The sequence below is a fragment of the Rhodococcus sp. IEGM 1307 genome (genome assembly GCF_030056915.1).
GTDB lineage: Bacteria > Actinomycetota > Actinomycetes > Mycobacteriales > Mycobacteriaceae > Rhodococcus_F > Rhodococcus_F opacus_D.
Map to the genome: position 1 here is coordinate 111135 of NZ_JASHKW010000013.1, position 18322 is coordinate 129456.

Consider the following 18322-nt stretch of genomic DNA (forward strand, 5'->3'; position numbering starts at 1 on the left):
GAGGTACCCCACATGAAGTACACCCGCTCGCAGCTGTTCATCGACGGCCGATGGCACACGCCGTCCACCTCCGACCGCATCACGGTCATCTCGCCGACCACCGAGGAACCCGTCGGGTCGGCGCCGGACAGTACCCCCACGGACGTCGACGCCGCGGTCCACGCAGCCCGCCGCGCCTTGCGTGCACCCCAGTGGTCCGCGCTGGAGCCGGCCGAACGTGCCGACGTCCTAAGGCGATTTGCCGATGCGCTCGACCGCCGGGGGAAGGACACAGCCGCCATCGTGACCGACGAGAACGGCATGCCGGCAGCGATAGCTCTGGCGGCGGAGGGTAGCGGCCCGGCAGCAACGCTCCGGTACTATGCCGATCTCACCGAGAAGACACCCGTCGAGACCCCGCGGATCGCCGCAAACGGTAGGTCCACCACGATCGTGCGTCGCGAGCCGATCGGCGTTGTTGCCGCGATCATTCCGTGGAACTTCCCCCAGTCGCTGACCATGTTCAAGCTTGCCCCGGCACTCGCTTCCGGATGCACCGTGGTCCTCAAACCCGCACCCGAAACCGTGCTCGACGCCTTCCAACTCGCCGACGCGGCCGAAGAAGCCGGGCTGCCCGGCGGTGTGCTGAACATCGTGACCGGCGGCCGAGAGATCGGTGCCTACCTGGTTAGCCACCCCGAAGTGAACAAAGTCGCTTTCACCGGGTCGACCGCCGCGGGCAGGGTGATCGGCGGGACCTGCGGTCGACTGCTGCGACCGGTGACCCTGGAACTGGGAGGCAAGAGCGCCGCCATCATCCTCGACGACGCGGACCTGGTGAGTGTCGCCAGGGGACTGTCGTGGGCGAGCCTGCTCAACAACGGCCAGACCTGCCATCTGTCCTCTCGAATCCTCGCCCCCCGATCCCGTTACCGCGAAACAGTCGACGCGGTCGCACACCTCGCGTCGGAGCTCGTGGTCGGGGATCCATCCGACCCCGCCACCCGGGTGGGACCCTTGGTGTCCGAGCGCCAACGGCGCAGCGTCGAGGCCTACATCGACACGGGTAAACGAGAAGGAGCCACCGTCGCCGCCGGAGGCGGCCGGCCGAAACACCTCGACCGGGGATGGTTCGTCGAACCGACCGTGTTCGCCGACCTCGACAACTCGGCAACCGTCGCGCGGGAAGAGATTTTCGGACCGGTCCTGACCGTCCTGCCCTATGACGACCTCGACGACGCCGTCGCAATCGCCAACGACTCCGAGTATGGGCTGGGCGGAACGGTCTGGACCTCCGACCCCGACAAAGGCCTCGACCTGGCCCGTCGGATCGAGACCGGCAGCGTGGGTGTGAACTTCTTCGATCTCGACATCGGCGCCCCGTTCGGCGGAGTCAAAGCCAGTGGGCTCGGCCGTGAACTCGGACCGGAAGGTTTGGACGCCTACGTCTCGCCGAAATCGATCTACACCCGCTGAACAGCACACCGGGTGCAGCGCATCAATTGCACTGTTCCGCAGTACGCGCTGCACCTGCAGCCCGTCCTTACAGGTTGAATGATGATGGACGACTAGGCTTCTCGTGTCAAGTATCACGGGGCGCACGCCAGGAGGAGGTAGAGGTGGCAGTGTCAGACGCAGAAGGTTCAGCGCGGTTGCTCCGACCGCGCGATGACGATGCCCTTCGCGCCGAGCTACGCGTCATCGCAGCGGGCTTCGCGACACCCCCGGTGGTATTCGGCGGCCCCGTCTCCGCGGGAACCCTGAAGATCTCCGAGACACTCGGCACCAGAACTGTCGGGCTGCGCGGCCTGCTGATTTCACCGATGTTGGGACTTGGCGGGCGCGCGATCACCTTGCTTCGGCCCCAGTGGGTCGAGGACTACGCGACGGCACAGACCATTACCCACGACTACGACCGACCCGTGATCAACGAAGGACTGCGATCCATCATCGCGGTACCGGTGGTTGTCGGCGGCGCAGCGCGCGCCATCATGTACGCCGCACTTCGTCAGGCCACCCCGAGCGGGGGTCGAATTCTCGACATACTGACCCGAGCCGGTGACCGACTCGCCACCGAAATCAAAATTCGAGACGAAGTCGACCGACGGGTCGAGTTGATCGACACACTTGTCGATGGTGGGCAGGCACCCACAGCAACGGCGCTGACCGAAGGTATCCGCGAGATCCACTCCGACCTGCGGGCACTGATGCGCACCGCCCCGGACTCAGCACTCGCGACAACTCTGCACGGTCTCGCAGACAAACTCGCCGTTCTATCCCGTGGCGGCGACCTTCCCGCCACCGATATCACATTGTCCGGTCGTGAGGTCGACGTCCTCACCTATGTTGCTCTCGGCTGTACCAATGCCGCAGCCGCGCAACGACTGTCGATCAAACCCGAGACAGTGAAGCACTATCTGCGTGAAGCGATGGGCAAGCTGGATGCCCGCTCCCGGGTCGAGGCGGTGTCTCGCGCCCGCCGACTCGGGCTCCTTCCGTAACCCCCGCGCGGCGCAGCTCCCGAAACCCATCCGCGGGTAATCACACTCTCGCCGCCTATTCTTTCGATCAACGTGACAGTGCCCCACTAGTGCGAAACGGTTGAGCGTCATCTCTTCTGGGATGCGTCCCCTGAGGCGATTTGGGTGCGTGATGTGAAGTCGAGTTGGTGAGGATGCGTTCGACGCGGCCGTCGATGGTGCGTGGAGACAGCACCACGGATTCGACAATGGCACGGTTGCTCGATCCTTCTGCCACTAGGTTCGCGATCTCATTTTCTCGCTTCGTACAGGAGTGATCTTGCGGGTGCGCTGGGGCTTTTCGGACCGACCTTCCCCGCCGAGTGCTAGTGCGACGGCCGCATCGAGTGTCATCGTTGCGTTCCGCCGGGCTACGGCCGCGACTTCCTTTTCTCCGAGGGCCTCTGCCGCGGTCTGCGCTGAGTAGATCGAATCCTCCTGAAGGTGCGGGCCGAACGCCTCGACGCCGGTCCCCAGCCACGCCCAGACTGCGGCCGCGGCACTCGAGAGGGCGGGGCGGTATGAAAATCCGCCGCCGAGGTGGCGATCCAGGACAGTAGTTCGATCGTCAGCGCGGTGCAGATGCTGTCCTTGAAATCTCCTCCGGGCCGGAGCGCCTGCAGAGCGGCGTGTTTCGCCGCTGCTGGTTCACCGGTGCCAGTGACGCAGACCTCTTATCTAAGTAGGGGCCACTGCCTGCGAGTGCAGCCATTGATCGACGACGTCCCACGCTGTCTGCCAGCCGGCGTCGAGCATCATGTCGTGGCCGATCCCTTCCAGCTCGCGGATGGTGGCACCGTACCGGCGGGCGGTCGCCCGCGTGGCGCGGATCGGGACGACACGGTCATCGGTGGTCGCAACCGACAGCACCGGGATGGACGGCGACGGCAGCGGCGCCGGGGTGCGTGCCAGGAGCTGGTACTGCACCAGCGCCGATTCCGGGGTCATCCGCACCATTGCTGCTGCTGCTGACGCCGCGTCCAGTCCGGTGAAGAGCATGTCGGGGCCCAGATGGAGGGGAAGGCCTGCGACGAGGCGCAGTCCCTGGATCGGATCGTGTCGTACCACGGATATGGCCGTTCCAATGGCGGGGTGGGCTGAGATGCTCGCGAGCAGGACCGCGGCCGCGGGCTTGATCACGGGCAGGGCGTGCTGGACGATGAGACCGCCGAGCGAATGTCCGATGAGGACGCCCTTCCCGTCCGCGATCGACGTCGCGGCGCGGACCGTGTCAGCGACATAATCGCGCAGCCGCGCCCCGGCGACGCTGCCTTCGCTACCACCGTGGCCTCGGAAGGAGAGCGCGTAGGCCTGGTGACCGGCGGCGGCTGCTGCTTCCAGCCAGTTGTGCCAGCACCATGCGCCGTGTCCGAGGCCATGCACGAAGAGCAGCGGTGAACGGTCGGCGACACCGGTCGCGGGGGCGTGCACGATTTCGAGCGCGGGTTCCATGCCGGTCGCGGGAAGCATCATCGTCTTCATGGGCTGGTCTCTATTCGATCCGGCACTGCGGTGGTGTGTCACACCGCGGGCGTGTGGGAGGCCGGGCGACGTGCGTCGGCCTCGATGTTGTCTGGCTCAGCCGCCGTCGAGTGCGGTCCGGGTGAGCGGGGAGCCGAACTGGCTGAGCTCAGTGTCCGGACATGCCACCGTGCACGGAGCGTGGTGCCGGTGCTGTAGGAGGAGGAGGCGGGGCTGGCAAGGAACACCACGGCGGCGTCGAGTTCATGTTGCATGCGCGAGGCGTCCCGATGGGCTGTGCCGGCTGATGAACGGCAGCAGTACTTTTCGCGGCGCGCTGCAGCTGCGCTCGTACGGCCTCCGAGTTCGCTACACCGCGGTGCTCGTCCTCGACGGCGAGCACTATGGCGCGGATGAATTCTGCGGTCCGGTTGGCGAGTTGAGCCGCGACCGGATCGGGGCTGAGTTCAATGGGCATTGGTTTCTTCCGTTGTGCGGGTCAGTCTCGAATGGAACCCGACGCGGACCACGAGCTGGTGTCGATCGGCGAGAAGTCGGTGTCCTTGTCATCGAGTCGCCTCATGCGCGCTTCTCGGCGGGCTTCAAGGATGTGGTCCTCGAGTGGCGTAGTGAACACGTTCTCGACCAGGGTGTACTCCGCCGCCAACCGTCCGACGGGGTTGAGGGCCGCCGTATCGATGCGCCCGCGGTCGAGGTACAGATCGTCACGGATGTGGAATCGTTCGACGACACCGAAGACGATGTGATCGTCGAGGTCGCCGATGGGAATGATCCGTTCGAGGGTGCACTCGAAGGAGATCGGGGCGCCCGCGACCCGGGGAGGCTTCACCAGTTGGGATGGCGCCTTCTCCAGTCCGACCGCGTCGAATTCATCTACGTTGCTGGGGAATTCCGCCGCGGTGCGATGCATCTGGTGTGCATTCGGCAAGGACACCAGGTTCGTGCAGAACTCGCCGGTGTCGCGAATGTTCACGAAGGTGTCCTTGAGATGGCCATCGGAGCGGGCCTGCATGGACAGCGATACCATCGGTGGCTTGCGGCCGACGGCGGTGAAGAACGAGATGGGTGCCAGATTCGCGACGCCATCGGTGGAAACCGTGCTCACCCAGCCGATCGCGCGGGGCAGGATGCTGCCGATCAAGAGCTTGTAGGCGGCTGTGGGGTCCAAAGTGGACCCGTCGATGATCATCAATAATTCCTATCGTCGGATTCGCTGTACCTAGGGCTGTGACCTGTCCAGGGGTCCGGGCATTTCCCGGCTCACCCTTTTGCTGAGCGTGCCGATCCCCACGCGGCTCCGGGGTTCACCCGGTCCGGATACTTCTCGAGCAAGAGTTGGTAGAGCTCCGGCGTGGTCGAGGCGATTGCGGCCAGTTCCTCGAAATCCCGGATGTATCGTTTCGTCTGCTCGATGATCTCCGGGCCGTCGCCGCGAGCGGGATTCTTGTGGCCGGCCACGACGGAGACGGGTTCCAAGGCGGCTAGGGCGTCCAGCGCGGAAATCCACGCTTTTCGCCCTTCGGCCGGCGACTCGGCGAGGTAGAGATGCACGTCGTTGTATGCGGCGTCGCCGGCCACCACCAATCCGATCGACGGCACGTACAACGCGGTCGTGTCGTCGGTGTCGGTGTGGCCGAGTTCGATGATTTGGATCTCGCCCTCGAGCTCGAAGGTGGTCCCGGCTACGGGCTCGGGCAAGACGAATCGATCCGGGATCTGCCCCGGGAACCGGGACCTCCAGAACGACTCGACGAACTCCGGCGCGCACTGTTGCCGAGCGTGCGCCACGACGGCGGGGGTGGCGATCGCGCGAGCTCGGGGGAAGCGCTCGAGGAGGGTGGACAGTCCGAACCAGTGGTCACCGTGGCCGTGGGTGACGTAGATCGTCGTGAGGTTCTTGCCGCTGGCCGCCACCCAGTCCGCCAGGTGGCGTGCCTGCTCGACGGTCATCAAGGGGTCGACGAGGACGGCGTCGGATTCGCCGCTGATGAGTGTCGAGGTGATCGGTGACCACCACCGGCGGTCGAGGCCGGGGGGAAGATCGGGGATCGCGGTCGGGATGGACGGGGCGACGTGGACGTCGTAGGACAGTGTCGGCATGGTGGAGTCCTCTCAGCGGCCCTGGAACGGCATCGCGGGGCGTGGCGCGCCGGATCGCAACGCGTTGATCGCGGCGGGAATCGCCACGCGGGTGTCGTCGGTTCGGAACAGGGGCAGTGCGATGTCGAACATGGTTTCGTCGGCCGCTGCGACGCCGCCGATCGCCCAGGTGCGCAGCAGCGCCTTGTGCGCCGCGTGTGCCTTCGTCGGTCCCTGCGCGAGCTTGCGTGCGAAAGAGGTTGCGGCGTGGTCGAGTTCGTCGTCCGGCACGATTTTGTTGACCACCCCGAAGCGCTCCATCTCCGCGGCCGGAACCTGTTCAGAGGTCATCGCCCACTCCATGGCACGGGATCGCCCTGCGCGCTCCGCGACCCGGTAGACGCCGCCCAGTAGGGTGACGATGGCGATGGATTGTTCCGAATGGCCGAACCGGGCACTCTCGCCCGCGAAGATGACGTCGCTGCGGAGGGCCAACTCGAAGCCGCCGCCGAAGCACAGGCCCTGTACCGCGGTCACGGTCGGCACCGGCAATCGCTCGAACTGGTTGAACGTCCACATGAAGGTCTCGAACCGGGTGCGCATTTCGCGCTCTGTCCACTCGGGCCACGGCTCGATGTCACCTCCGTAGCTGAAGTCGGGACCGTTCGCTCGGAGTAGGACTGCACGGGCGTCGCTGATTTCGATCGTGTGCAGCGCCTGCCGCATTTCGTCGATCATCTCGACACCGATGCGGTTCTGGGATGGGTTGTGCAGGCACATGATCGCGAGGTCGCCGTCGATCGTGCAGCTGAGGTGGGCCACTTCTGTATCCCTTTCTCGAGGGGTGGATGGTGGTTCGGTCACCACTGTCGGTCACCGGCAAGGTCTGTCGCGATGGCGAGAGGTGGCTCGGTCGCGGCGCGGACGTCATCGGCTGTCACCCCGGGGGCCAGTTCGACCAGGCGCAGGCCCTCTTCTTCGACGTCGATCACGGCGAGATCGGTGATGATCCGGTGCACGACGCGGCGACCGGTCAGGGGGAGCGTGCAGCGCCGAACGATCTTGCGTGAGCCATCCTTGGCGACGTGATCCATCAGCACGATGACCTGCCGCGCGCCATGCACCAGATCCATGGCCCCGCCCATTCCCTCGACCATCTTCCCGGGAACGATCCAGTTGGCGAGGTCACCCGACTCGGAGACCTGCATGCCGCCGAGGATGGCGGCGTCGATCTTCCCGCTGCGGATCATCCCGAAGCTCGTGGCGGAATCGCAGAAGGAGGCGCCAGGTCGCAGGGTGACGGTCTCCTTACTGGCATTGACCAAGTCGGGGTCAGCCTCCCCAGGCTCGGGGTAGTCACCGGTGCCGAGTACTCCGTTTTCCGATTGGAGTGCCACCTCGATATCCGCCGGGATATGCGCGGGAACACGGGCCGGTGCCCCGATGCCCAGATTGACGTAGTCGCCGTCCGAGAGTTCCCGTGCTGCCCGGGCCGCCATCTGATCTCGCGTCCAGCTCATTCGGGGGCCTTCCGTGTGACAAGTTTCTCGATGCGCTTGTCCGCTGCTTCCTCGGCGGACAAAGGCACGACGCGCTGGACGAAGGCGCCGGGCAGATGGACGTCGTCCGGGTCGATTTCGCCCGGCTCGCACAATTGCTCCACTTCGGCGATCGTGACCTGGCCCGCCATGGCGCACAGCGGGTTGAAGTTGCGGGCCGATGCCCGAAAGACCAGATTGCCGTGCCGATCTCCGCGCCAGGCGCGGACGAGCCCGAAGTCGCTGCGTATGCCGGTTTCGAGGACGAATTCGCCCTCGAAACCGTGCTCATCCGAGCCGAAATTCCTCGTTTCCTTGGCGGGGGAGGCAATCGCTACGCCGCCCGCCGAGTCATATCGCCACGCGAGCCCACCCTCGGCGACCGAGGTGCCGACACCGGTTCGGGTGTAGAACGCGGCGATGCCGGAACCCCCGGCACGCAACCGCTCGGCGAGAGTGCCCTGCGGCGTCAGCTCGACTTCGAGCTCGCCGGCGAGGTACTGGCGCGCGAACTCCTTGTTCTCCCCGACGTAGGACGAGGTCATCCGGCGGATGCGGTGTTCGCGCAGGAGAAGGCCGAGACCCCAGTCGTCCACGCCGCAGTTGTTGGAGACCACCTCGAGGTCGGTCACCCCTCGCCGCAACAGCGCCGCGATCAACACGCTCGGAATGCCGCACAGTCCGAAGCCGCCTACCGCGAGGGACGCTCCATCGCCGACATCGCGAACGGCCTCCTCGGCCGATTCGACAACTTTGTCCACAGCAGTTCAATCCTTCTTGTTTGGGCGGGGCACGACGGGAAGCACGATTCGGGAGGGGTGCCGGCTGTCGTGCAGGACGGTTTGCTCGGCGATGCGCAAGGTGGTGTCGGTGCCGATCGGGGCGCCGGTACCGGCATTGCGGTCCCACCGGGGGAAGTCGCTGGAGGTGATGTGGAGCCGGATGCGATGGCCGGCATGGAATACGTGGCTGATGTTCCAGAGCTGGATCGTGAACTCGTAGGGTGTGCCGGGCTCCAATGGCGTTGGATTGATGAAGGATTCGCGGAATTGGCCGCGCGCGATGCCTTCGGCGAGATTCTGGGCATAGCCGTCGGGACGGACATCGGAGAGCACCGCGACGAAGTCTGCGTCCTGGGCGGTCGTCATCGCGTGCAGGCAGACGGTGATGGGACCCGTGATTTCGAGCTCCTCGGTCAGTTCCGCTCCGGTGTAGACCAGCACGTCGGCGCGGGACTGGTTCTTCCGCTGGTCGGCCACTCCGCCACCGACGAACCGGCCGCCCGCCGTCGGAACGGGGTCGTCTGGGTCGTACCGGTAGCGATCCGCGGGCTCGTCCGCGGGTAGGTCGGTGGACACGATCCCATCGCCGTTCAGCGTGTTCGCCGAGCCGTCGCTGTGGAGGTAGTACGGCGTGTACGCGGTGCGCGCGAGCGGCCACTCCTGTTCGTCGCGCCATCGGTTCTCGCCCATGACGAAGATCCGGACGGGCGGGCTCGGCAGTTCGGTGGTGTCGTCCTTGAGGTAGCGGTCGAACCAACGGCGCTCGATGTCGACGAGGGAGATGGCGGCTTCGGGCCCGAAGTCGATGTCACCGGTGCCCCCGGAGGTCGGCTGGTTGAACGGCAGCTGGTGCGCCCACGGGCCCATGATCAGTGCATGACCGTTCCGCGCGTCCAGCGCGGACTCACGTAGGCCGGTGAAGAATTTCGGCGTGTCCCGGTTGGCGATGTCGTACCAGGAACCGACGTGCAGCATCGGCACGTCGATGTTGAACAACTGCCGGCTGAGGTCCGTCGCCCACCAGTACGGGCCGTCGGCCGGGTGCGCGAGGATATCGTTCAGGAACGGCGCACCCCGGCCGAGGCGGTCCGCCCAATCGCTCAGCGGCAGGTGTCGCAGCGTGTCCTCGGTCAGCGCGGAGAACCGCACTGCCGGATCGACCTTCAGCTTCGTCAGCTCGTCGATCGCCTCGTCGTCACCCCCAGCGGCGAGCACGGCCTCCGCCATGTTCACGAAATAGCTGAGCATCCAGCCGAGTTCGAGCGCGCCGCCGTTGTACCAGTAGTTCTCGAACGCGAGTTGATACGCCGAGACCGGGATGCAGGTCCGTAGGTGTGGTGGTCGCTGGGTAGCCGCGAGGTATTGGCTGATCGCGCCGTAGGACTGGCCGAAGGTCCCGGCAGCCCCCGTCGTACCGGGCAGGGCTGCGGCCCATTCGATCGTGTCGTAGCCGTCCTGTGCCTCGTAGATGAACGGGTACCAGGCACCTTCGGAGGCGAAGCGCCCACGGGTGTCCTGGACAACCACCACATAACCGTGTGATGCGAAGTAGTGGGCCTCGCTGAAGTCTGCGGCGAGGTCGTTCACGCGTTTCCCGTAGGGCGTGCGGCGCACCAGCACTGGATATCGGCCCGGCTTCTCGGGACGGTACACGTCGGCCCGAAGCACGACTCCGTCCCTGGTGGTCATCGCCAGGTCGTCCTCGCGTTCGACCCCGAACGGGCCTCGCTGTTGTTCCAATGAGGAGCCGTACACCACGATGTACCGTCCAATCGTTCGGTTGACCTCCGCCGCGGCATCAACGCTCGCGGAGGGGGCTGTGACATAAGCATCAGGAAGATGCACCTGACACCCATGACATAACCATAATCCGTACACCCTTGTCTAGTAGGTGGGCATCGATTCGTTTCCGGGTATCCGTAGACAGAACCGTAGTGACAACGGTTACAGCGAAGGAGGGCGTGAATCCGGGTAGGGTAGCGACTATGACATGGCCAGCAACAGAGCGTTACGAGCTGATGGGCGCTCCCGGCGGTCTCGGTTTCGTCCAAGACCTGCTCAACACGAGGCCGATCGGCCGCCCACGGCAGGCCGACCTGCTGGGTGATCTCGACAGCGCTCAGAGGTGGCTGGACGCAGCCCTGGAGTCATGGTCCGCGATGAACGACGCCGCGAAAGATCGGATCGTCATCCGGGAACGCGATCTCGAACCCCTGCGTGACCTGCGAGCCGACCTTCATGCCCTCCTCGCCACGCGCGCCGATCCGAGCCTCGCCGCGGCGCGGATGCACTCGGCCACGATGGGCGCCCGGGTGGATCCGGACGGCACGGTGAAATTGGAGCCGCGTGCAGAAGGGTGGCGGCGGGTTGCCGCGATCGTCCTGATCGAGGCGTTCGTTGCCCAGCAACAGGACATCTGGCGCAGGTTCAAAATCTGCCGCAACGAGCGGTGCGGTGGGGCGTTCTACGACCGTTCGCGCAACACCAGTGCCGTGTGGCATGACGCGCGCTTGTGCGGCAACGCGGTCAATTTGCGTGCCTCCCGCGCGCGCAGGCGCAAGCCCGAGTCGGTGCCGGCGCGCGGCGAGGACTGAACCGAGCTCGTCGCGCGCCGGTGGTAGAGCCGGTCAGTCGCCGTGGAAGTAGCTCGAATCGACCGTGCCGTCGAGTCGCTGACGTAGCTCACCGGAGAACTTCTGCAGGGCGCCGAGCGGCCGATGGTGAATCGCCGCGCGCGCGATCTTGCCGTCCTCGTTCTTGCTCAGAACCGTGATTCCGAACAGCTTCAGCCCGCCGAACGCAGTCGCTTCCCATTCGAGGTAGGTGCGCGAGCCGTGGCTGGCTTCGTGGGTGAACGTCAATGACTCGTAGATCCCGCTGGCTGTTGCCAGAATGACCTTCACCAGGTCGCGGCCCTCCGCCGGCCGTTGCAATGCGCTAGCCTCGAGCACGACGTCTTCGGTGAACTTCTCGGCGAAGCTGGACTCGGTCTTGTCCGCGAAGGCTTGCGTCCATCCCTGCTCCCGGGCTTCGGCCAGGAACTCGGCGGCGGTTCGTTCGAGGAATTCACTGGTCTGAGCGGCGACCGCGGAGGCTTGTTCCATGTGCGGCCAGTGCCCGGCGCCCTCGACCACGGCCGTGGTGGCCTGCGGCAACCGCGACGTCACGCCCGCCGATACGACGTCGGCGGTGACGAACGGGTCCGCGGCACCCGTCAGAACGAGCCCCGCGCCCGCGTAGCGAGACGGGCTGACACCGTCCGGGTGCCCACCGTTCCAGCAATCTGCCAACGCCGCAACGACATCGGGCCGTAGTTGCGCGCCGGCGGTGACAATCCGTTCGAGTTCCGGGCCAGGCATCCCGGCGGAGAGCTGCTTGCGCAAGGCGCATTGCCCCTCCTTGTCCCCGCCGAGCCCGCGGAACGACTCGATGGCCTCGGCGGGCATGCCGACTCCCGCCAGCGGCACCGGAGCCAGCAGGAGGAGACCCATGGCGCGGTTCGGGCGGGCGGCGGCGACCAGCTCTGCGATGGCCGATCCCATGCTGTGCCCGATCATGACGAAGGGCTTGCCGATGTGGTCCACGACCGCTCCGACGTCGGCCGCGAAGTGGTCGTAGTCGAACGGCCCCTCGGCATCGGCCCGTGCGCCGCTGCCGGCGAGATCGATTTGGACGAACTCGAATTGCGGTGCGTCCAGTTGCGAGACGACGTTATCCCAGACGTGCCGGTCGTCGAGGAAGCCGTGGACGAAGACCGCCATGAACTGACCGTCACCGCGCCTGGTAACCGCAGTGTCGATGACTTGCACAACCGCCGCGTCGGCCATGAAAACTCCCTATGGATATGTCTTGATGCGGCGGGTGGGACCGTTTCCGAGCACACGCCATCGTGCATCTGGATCGATTGACAACATAACCGTAATAAGTTTGGCTATGTACCACAAGGGGTGCTGGCCGTGCCGCTCCCTGCCGAGGAGACGGTGAAGGCGCCGATCAAGCAACATATATGTAAGATTAATGCATATGTCGATGCGAAGTGGCGAGTCGAGCTCGCGTACCTCATGACAGTCAAACAGACCGCCGTCCGAAGAGGAGAACAACGATGAGCCACCAGCCGCCCAGCGATGCCGAGGGCCTGAACTACGCCGTCCTCGTCAACCGCCGCCCCTCCCTGACTCGTGACCTCCCATACGGGCCGGCCGACCTCCAGTGGGTGACGAACACGTCAACCCTCGTCTATGGGCCCCGCGACGCGATCTTGATCGACACCTTCACGACGGCGGCGCAGAACGAGGAACTGGTCGAGTGGGTCGCCTCCTTCGATCGCAATCTGACTCAGATCTATTCCACCCACGGACATGGGGACCACTTCTTCGGCATCGGACAACTGCTCAACCGGTTCGAGGGCGCCACTGCCGTCGCAACCGCCGGCACCGTCGCACAAGCCGAGAAGCATGCCTCGCCTGAGATGGTGGACGCGTTCTGGAACAGGCTGTTCCCCGGTGAGATCCCGTCACCACTGCACGTGCCCGACGTCATCGAGTCGGTGGCGCTGGAGCTCGACGGTCATGAGCTCCAGATCCTCCCAACGGGCTTCACGGACACCGAGGGTACGACGGTCGTGTGGGTGCCTGACCTGAGCTTGATCGTCGGCGGCGACGTCGTCTACAACCACACGCATCCCTACCTCGCCGAGACCACTCCGCAATCGCGGGACAACTGGCGATCCGCCCTCGAGCGACTGTCACAGCTCGATGCCCGAGTTGCGGTGGCAGGACATAAGCACAGCGACTATCCCGACGACCCGTCTGACATTGTCGAGACGTTGTCCTACCTTGAAGACTTCGACGCGCTGCGCGAGGCGACGACAACTCCCGAGGAGCTCTACGCCGCGCTCCTCGACAAGCACCCGAACCGCGCCAATCCCGGATCCGCCTGGGCCGCAGCGAAGGCGGCTCACTGCGCTTGATGCCGGAGTCATGCCTGCACCAGGTCTGGCTCCGTCTTCGCCCGCACCTCGTCGGAAGGACGCCGGGTGCGAGATCGACCAGCGTGAGGTCCGTCGCAGTGATGTCGATGACGGCGAGGTTCGTGATGATCCGCTCGACCACCCGCCGGCCGGTTAGCGGCAAAGAGCACTCGTTGACGATCTTCAACGCCCCGTCCTTCGCGACGTGCTCCATGAGCACGATGACGCGCTTGGCCCCGTGGACAAGGTCCATGGCACCACCCATTCCCTTGACCATCTTGCCGGGGATCATTCAGTTGGCGATGTCCCCGACCAGGGACACCTGCATCGCGCCAAGGATGGCAGCGTCGATCTTGCCGCCGCGGAACCATCCCGAAGGATGTGGCGGAGTCGAAGAAGGACGCACCACGACGCACGGTCACGGATAGGGTCCGACGCCCAGGATCCACCCGACGGAGTGCCCACCTCGATCCGGTGGCCGTCGCCGGCGATGCCGCCGCCACCGGGTATCCGAGTTCGCGACAGACGTGGGCCCGGGCCCGTTGTGCGGCGACCGGTGCACAGCACCGCCAGGGGCGGTGGTGATCGCGGACACGACCGAGTTGAGCCGGATGGTGGCCTTCGCATTGCGGTGGTGCGCCCACGGCGGCGGCCCGGCCGAGGCCATCAGGGCCGATTTCGGGATGGACACCGCGGCGTTCTTCCGGACACCGGGTACCTCCGACGTTGCTGCGCCGGCACCGCTGCGGCCGGTGCTGATCGAGCGGGTGACCACGGTCGCTCGTCGACGGCTCTGGCTGGGCACCTGATCACCCAACAGCTGCACGGTGGTTCATGTTGGTGGCCAATCGAGTTCAGTACGATGGGCATGTACGCCTTGCGGAATCCTCACCTGCGATGAGGGGTACCGACGCGCCGCGCCGGTAGTAGGTGTGGTTGAGGTTGTTGCCCCGCCCGTGGCCCCCTACGACTTTGTGGTGAGACCAAAGCCGGAGGACTGACGGAAGATCTCCGGCGTGCAGGATTCGAAGACTCGGTGTTCACCTCCTTTGTCCATGCGGCCGGGAATTTCCGAGACCGGTCACCCTCGTGCACGGTGAGATGAATATGCAGACACGGGACTCTCGGATTTCCGATGTTGGCAAAACTTGTGTAGACATGAGACCCACATTCTCGAACCACGCTTCGCGCAAGGCTATTCCGTGTTCGACCGGCCCGATTTCGGGGAGGTAATGTCGACTCGACTGCGCGGTCGCCCGCCGACCGAGCACCTCCGTAGACCGAGCCTCACCTCACGGCCGAGGATGGCGGTCGGGGCAGGGGGACCTGGCCGGTGATCGTGCTGATCAGGGCGGTGGCCCGGCTGCCCCCAGGTGAGCCGGGCCACCGCGGCCTGATAACTCGGTCCGATGCCACCGTCGAAGGCGGCGCTCAGCCACTACCTCGAACGCGACGGGTGAATCGATTCCTACAAACCCATCAGAATCCACGCCTTTCCTGGTGTTGAATCCACGGGATCGTCGATCCTTGCGTGCGATGCCTATCGCGCTCGGGGACGAGGAGCGTTTCGCGAAAGCGAATTTCTCGCACTATGAAATTGCCAACCGCCCATGATGTTGCTGGGCAATCGATTTAGGAAATGGGGGTGACGTCAAAGTCGGCGCATGTGCTTCTCGTGTGTATTTGCGTGATCCACGACGTGAGAGGGTCGGGGTCGCGCGCGGCCGAGGTCGGGGTGGGCGAGCACTCGACCTCGGTCCGCTCGCGGCGGGGCGCCCCGCCGGCCGAAGGGGTTCGGCGGCCGGAGCGGGGCTGGCTGCCCGGTCCGTCTTCGCGGCGCGGGCAGCGTGTTCACTGGGTACCCACAGACAACTGCGTTACGTGGGTATTCCGAGGGCTGGCAGACCCCGCGGTCATTCGGTGCGGTCCTGTCTGATCGTGACGCATGACGAAACGAACTGCTCGCCGACTATGACGGCGAGTTCGCCTGCGCGAAGCCCTCCCGGAACTCGAGGGCTTCGCGCAGATTGAGCGTCGCCGACGCGGGGTAGTCGGCGGGAACGAAGGCACTTCGCTGCGGCCGTCCGGGGACGACGCCGCCGCGGCTAGGAGGAGTCGGAGGACGAGACCGCCGAGGACGAGGACGAACCCGAGCCGGAGGACGAGGACGAACCCGAGTGCGGGTGAGATCGGGAGTCACCTCGTGGAACGTCACGGTGTCGCGCTCGGCGCAGTTCCTCGGACATTCGTGCGCGGCGGCGCTGGCGGCGGTAGGCGCTCAGCTGGTCGGTGATGGAATCTGCGGACATAGACGTGTGGTTTCGGGTGGGTGTGTTGCGTTCGGGATTTTCCGAACGGCTGTTCAATTCCGGTTGTTTGGACATTATCGTTTCTTTTATCCTCACAGGACGGGCTGCTTCGTGATGATGATCGTGAGGCGCAGATTTGAGCTGAGCGTCCTAGTCGATCGTCTGCCAACGCTTGTTTCCGGCGGTGTGTCGCATTGGGGTTGTCGGCAGCGAGAATTGATGCTCGCTCTGCTTAATCGGGGATTGCTGGCCCTGAACGTCCCCGATACCGAACCGGGGGTCCGCGCGGTCGGGATCGCCCTCCACAACGAGCGGGGCGAGGCGGTCGGGGCGCTCTCGATCGCGGCACCGGTCACCCGGATGCCCGGCTCCGCGGTCGAAAGTCTGGGAGCGGACTTGATCGCCACCGCCCGGCGCGCAGCGCCCGACCTTGCCGGCTACCGGGAACGCTAGGCTCGGGCGGCGCACCCCGGTTTGATGCGATGTGCACCGGGCAGTGAGAACCAGAACAGTGCGCCACAGTTCTCACGGCACGGTGGGTACCGACGCGACGATCCGCCCCGTTCCCACCGTGCCTACCGTCGTCGCGATAGCTTCCGCGTCGCCACCGAGTCCGGGTGACCGACATGCGTGGGGCCGCGGCACCCGCACTCGCATGGCATGGGCGCCACCCCGACATGCTGATCAGATGTTCGAGCGATCCGGGATAGGACCTCGACATCGCTAATTCACCCCGCCGGTTCCGCGTCAGTCCGTGAGCCGACGACGACGACTGTCGCGCCGGATCGAACACCGACAGCGTCGTCGATGACGCGCAACCACGCAGTGGTCACCCGCCGGGATCTCGTCGACGAATCGACCGGTGCGCCCATCACAACACCGTGGCCCCCACGTCGATCAGGTGCTCGAACCACCACTCATGAGGATCTCCGCACCGATGAGTAAGAAGACCGTTCTCCGGCAAAGAATCCCGCCACCTCAGCGCCGTCGCAAGCCTGCCCATCGGTACGGTGTCGAGCAGACGCTTCTGGTAGGAATCGTCGTCAGCGCTGTCGGCGAGGACTACCGCGCCAACGATCGGTCCAGGGACCGGGGAATCGACGGTGACCTTACGATGGCCGATCTCCTGGGCGAGTACCCGAACGAGGTACTTCGTGCGGACTTGCCGGTCCCCCTCCAGCCCCGGCCCGGGCCGGGGCTGGAGGCCGCACTCGACGAGGGTATCGAGGATCCGCTCCCATCGGATTTGCGGCAGCCTGCCGCACAAAGTAGGGCTCTCTTGGAGAGCCTCAGCGAAGAGGGAGTCGATCTCCTGCGCGACGGACACTGCGGCTCGAACCCGTCGCTCGAGCCGCCGTGCCGACGCCACCTGCGGCGGCGGTGTCTCTGGAGTAATTGACGACAACGTTCCCGCCGTGGGGCGCGAAGCGAAGCACAATGGCCCGTCCTACTCTTGTGGGCGCCAACTCGCTGCCTACCTTCTGTTCGGCGCACCCGCTCATTCCCGGATCGTCATCCGCTGAATCTTGTTTCCACTGAGGAGGAACGAGAATGTGCTGGGCCCGTTGAATCCGTTGCCACCGACCTGCGCCACGACAATGGCTCCGGTCGGTGTGTTCTGAACCGACGTAACCTCGAGTGTGACCTGCTTGCCGAGGTATTCGTTGTCGCTCCAGTGCCGTATTTCTGGGCGCCCGAGGAAGGTGCGTCCCCAGTCGTCGACTACTCCGTCGCTGGTGAACGTGTCCAGGAATGTCTCCAGGTCAGGGGAATTGGTGGCAGCGATCAGTTGCGCGACCGGTTCTGGGACTGTGTCGGTCATCGTGTTCTCCGATGTTCGATCGGTCGGGTCAACGAGTGGTGTAACCGCCGTTGGCGAAGATGGTCTGGCCGGTGATCCACCAACCGTCCCCGGCAAGGAAGGACACGATCGGCGCGATGTCTTCGATCTTGGTGAGCTGGTTCTTCATGGCCTGCGACTTGTGGAACGCCACCCGCTCGTCGGTTTCCTGCCCATAAAAGAACGGCGTGTCCATCGGCCCGGGAGCGATGTTGTTCACCGAAATGCCCCGCGGTGCAGGTTCCTTCGCCGCCGCACGGGCGAAGTGCTCGACCGGGCTCTTGCCACCGGCGTAGGTGGAGTAGCCGTCGGTGAACGCAGCCAACAGCGACGTGACGATGGAGATGAGCTTGCCGTCGTCGTTGAGTCGCTTGCCCGCTTCCTTGATGAAGAAATACGCAGCCTTAGAATTGATGTCGAACATCGAGTCGTACTCGTCTTCGGAGGTCTCGATGATCGGCTTCCGCAAGACCTTGCCCACCGTATTGACGGCGATGTCAACACCGCCGAACGCATCGATCGCGGTGTCGAACAGGCGCTCGATGTTCTGCGGCTTCGTCAGATCGCCCTGGAACTTCACCGCCTTGACACCGGCGGCCTCCACCGCTGCCACCGTCTTGTCGGCATCCGACTCGGTGCCGTCGCTGTTGTAATGGACGGCGATGTTCACCTGTTCGGCGAGCGTGGTGCTGATCAGTCCGCCGAGATTCTTCGCGCCGGCGGCGACGACTGCAGACTTGCCCTGTAGCGATACGGTCATTGGTTGCTCCCTGAGTTTGGGGAATTGCTCTGTGCGCATTCGACGCTAGACCCGCCTTCTACAAT

General features: G+C 65.2%; 17 protein-coding genes and 1 pseudogene. 6 read left to right on the plus strand and 12 right to left on the minus strand.

Translation table 11 applies throughout. The features are described 5' to 3' along the window. The first annotated feature begins 12 nt into the window (after positions 1-12). Both QM841_RS24775 and QM841_RS24780 read left to right on the plus strand, forming a co-directional pair. A complete protein-coding gene (locus tag QM841_RS24775; RefSeq protein WP_283334096.1) occupies positions 13-1455 on the plus strand; it encodes an aldehyde dehydrogenase in 1443 nt (480 codons plus the stop codon). A gap of 143 nt (positions 1456-1598) precedes the next feature. Continuing rightward, positions 1599-2480: a helix-turn-helix domain-containing protein gene (locus tag QM841_RS24780; protein ID WP_283334098.1), complete on the plus strand. Its 882-nt coding sequence runs from the start codon at positions 1599-1601 to the stop codon at positions 2478-2480. A 696-nt stretch (positions 2481-3176) separates the two neighbouring features. Here the strand turns inward: QM841_RS24780 and QM841_RS24785 are convergent. From QM841_RS24785 to QM841_RS24815, 7 genes are all read right to left on the minus strand, one after another. Continuing rightward, positions 3177-3980, minus strand: coding sequence for an alpha/beta hydrolase (locus tag QM841_RS24785; RefSeq protein ID WP_283334100.1), 804 nt, complete (start codon positions 3978-3980; stop codon positions 3177-3179). A 478-nt stretch (positions 3981-4458) separates the two neighbouring features. After that, entirely contained in the window at positions 4459-5169 is a 711-nt protein-coding gene (locus QM841_RS24790) for a flavin reductase family protein (RefSeq protein WP_283334101.1), read from the minus strand. Positions 5170-5240: 71 nt separating this feature from the next. Beyond that, a complete protein-coding gene (locus tag QM841_RS24795; RefSeq protein WP_283334103.1) occupies positions 5241-6080 on the minus strand; it encodes an MBL fold metallo-hydrolase in 840 nt (279 codons plus the stop codon). A 12-nt stretch (positions 6081-6092) separates the two neighbouring features. After that, on the minus strand, positions 6093-6881 hold the full coding sequence (locus QM841_RS24800) for an enoyl-CoA hydratase/isomerase family protein (protein WP_283334105.1): 789 nt from the start codon (positions 6879-6881) through the stop codon (positions 6093-6095). A gap of 38 nt (positions 6882-6919) precedes the next feature. Next, complete coding sequence (locus QM841_RS24805) at positions 6920-7579, minus strand: CoA transferase subunit B (protein WP_283334107.1); 660 nt, start codon at positions 7577-7579, stop codon at positions 6920-6922. After that, positions 7576-8358: a CoA transferase subunit A gene (locus tag QM841_RS24810; protein ID WP_141475457.1), complete on the minus strand. Its 783-nt coding sequence runs from the start codon at positions 8356-8358 to the stop codon at positions 7576-7578. Before QM841_RS24810 ends, QM841_RS24805 begins: the two co-directional genes overlap by 4 nt. 6 nt (positions 8359-8364) lie before the next feature. Further along, complete coding sequence (locus tag QM841_RS24815; RefSeq protein ID WP_283334110.1) at positions 8365-10257, minus strand: CocE/NonD family hydrolase; 1893 nt, start codon at positions 10255-10257, stop codon at positions 8365-8367. 107 nt (positions 10258-10364) lie between these two features. On the opposite strand from QM841_RS24815, the gene QM841_RS24820 reads away from it, so the two are divergent. Further along, positions 10365-10973, plus strand: a complete 609-nt coding sequence (locus QM841_RS24820; protein WP_283334112.1) for a CGNR zinc finger domain-containing protein — start codon at positions 10365-10367, stop codon at positions 10971-10973. A gap of 33 nt (positions 10974-11006) precedes the next feature. Here the strand turns inward: QM841_RS24820 and QM841_RS24825 are convergent, their stop codons facing one another. Beyond that, positions 11007-12206, minus strand: coding sequence for an alpha/beta fold hydrolase (locus tag QM841_RS24825; protein ID WP_283334114.1), 1200 nt, complete (start codon positions 12204-12206; stop codon positions 11007-11009). Between the two features lie 275 nt (positions 12207-12481). Between QM841_RS24825 and QM841_RS24830 the strand changes: the two genes are divergently transcribed. Continuing rightward, the gene (locus QM841_RS24830; protein WP_283334116.1) at positions 12482-13348 is read left to right on the plus strand and encodes an MBL fold metallo-hydrolase; all 867 of its coding nucleotides are present in this window, start codon (positions 12482-12484) and stop codon (positions 13346-13348) included. Positions 13349-13356: 8 nt separating this feature from the next. Here the strand turns inward: QM841_RS24830 and QM841_RS24835 are convergent. Continuing rightward, a pseudogene (locus QM841_RS24835) lies at positions 13357-13797 on the minus strand (CoA-transferase); the annotation flags it as partial. A gap of 132 nt (positions 13798-13929) precedes the next feature. On the opposite strand from QM841_RS24835, the gene QM841_RS24840 reads away from it, so the two are divergent. Then, positions 13930-14157 carry a hypothetical protein gene (locus tag QM841_RS24840; protein ID WP_280784199.1) on the plus strand — a complete coding sequence of 76 codons (228 nt, stop codon included), beginning with the start codon at positions 13930-13932 and terminating at the stop codon, positions 14155-14157. Between the two features lie 1719 nt (positions 14158-15876). Next, positions 15877-16110: an IclR family transcriptional regulator domain-containing protein gene (locus QM841_RS24845; protein ID WP_283334119.1), complete on the plus strand. Its 234-nt coding sequence runs from the start codon at positions 15877-15879 to the stop codon at positions 16108-16110. Positions 16111-16528: 418 nt separating this feature from the next. On the opposite strand, the gene QM841_RS24850 is transcribed toward QM841_RS24845, so the two are convergent. From QM841_RS24850 to QM841_RS24860, 3 genes are all read right to left on the minus strand, one after another. Further along, entirely contained in the window at positions 16529-16984 is a 456-nt protein-coding gene (locus tag QM841_RS24850; protein WP_283334121.1) for a hypothetical protein, read from the minus strand. 171 nt (positions 16985-17155) lie between these two features. After that, positions 17156-17479 carry a Cif family virulence factor gene (locus QM841_RS24855; protein WP_283334123.1) on the minus strand — a complete coding sequence of 108 codons (324 nt, stop codon included), beginning with the start codon at positions 17477-17479 and terminating at the stop codon, positions 17156-17158. Positions 17480-17507: 28 nt separating this feature from the next. Further along, positions 17508-18257 carry an SDR family oxidoreductase gene (locus QM841_RS24860; protein ID WP_283334124.1) on the minus strand — a complete coding sequence of 250 codons (750 nt, stop codon included), beginning with the start codon at positions 18255-18257 and terminating at the stop codon, positions 17508-17510. Positions 18258-18322 lie beyond the last annotated feature (65 nt).

Coding starts and splice junctions, on each gene's coding strand:
- QM841_RS24805 (WP_283334107.1), bottom strand. CDS start 7,579: ATGAGCTGGACGCGAGATCAGATGGCGGCCCGGGCAGCACGGGAACTC.
- QM841_RS24820 (WP_283334112.1), top strand. CDS start 10,365: ATGACATGGCCAGCAACAGAGCGTTACGAGCTGATGGGCGCTCCCGGC.
- QM841_RS24860 (WP_283334124.1), bottom strand. CDS start 18,257: ATGACCGTATCGCTACAGGGCAAGTCTGCAGTCGTCGCCGCCGGCGCG.
- QM841_RS24825 (WP_283334114.1), bottom strand. CDS start 12,206: ATGGCCGACGCGGCGGTTGTGCAAGTCATCGACACTGCGGTTACCAGG.
- QM841_RS24830 (WP_283334116.1), top strand. CDS start 12,482: ATGAGCCACCAGCCGCCCAGCGATGCCGAGGGCCTGAACTACGCCGTC.
- QM841_RS24795 (WP_283334103.1), bottom strand. CDS start 6,080: ATGCCGACACTGTCCTACGACGTCCACGTCGCCCCGTCCATCCCGACC.
- QM841_RS24790 (WP_283334101.1), bottom strand. CDS start 5,169: ATGATCATCGACGGGTCCACTTTGGACCCCACAGCCGCCTACAAGCTC.
- QM841_RS24775 (WP_283334096.1), top strand. CDS start 13: ATGAAGTACACCCGCTCGCAGCTGTTCATCGACGGCCGATGGCACACG.
- QM841_RS24845 (WP_283334119.1), top strand. CDS start 15,877: ATGCTCGCTCTGCTTAATCGGGGATTGCTGGCCCTGAACGTCCCCGAT.
- QM841_RS24785 (WP_283334100.1), bottom strand. CDS start 3,980: ATGAAGACGATGATGCTTCCCGCGACCGGCATGGAACCCGCGCTCGAA.
- QM841_RS24855 (WP_283334123.1), bottom strand. CDS start 17,479: ATGACCGACACAGTCCCAGAACCGGTCGCGCAACTGATCGCTGCCACC.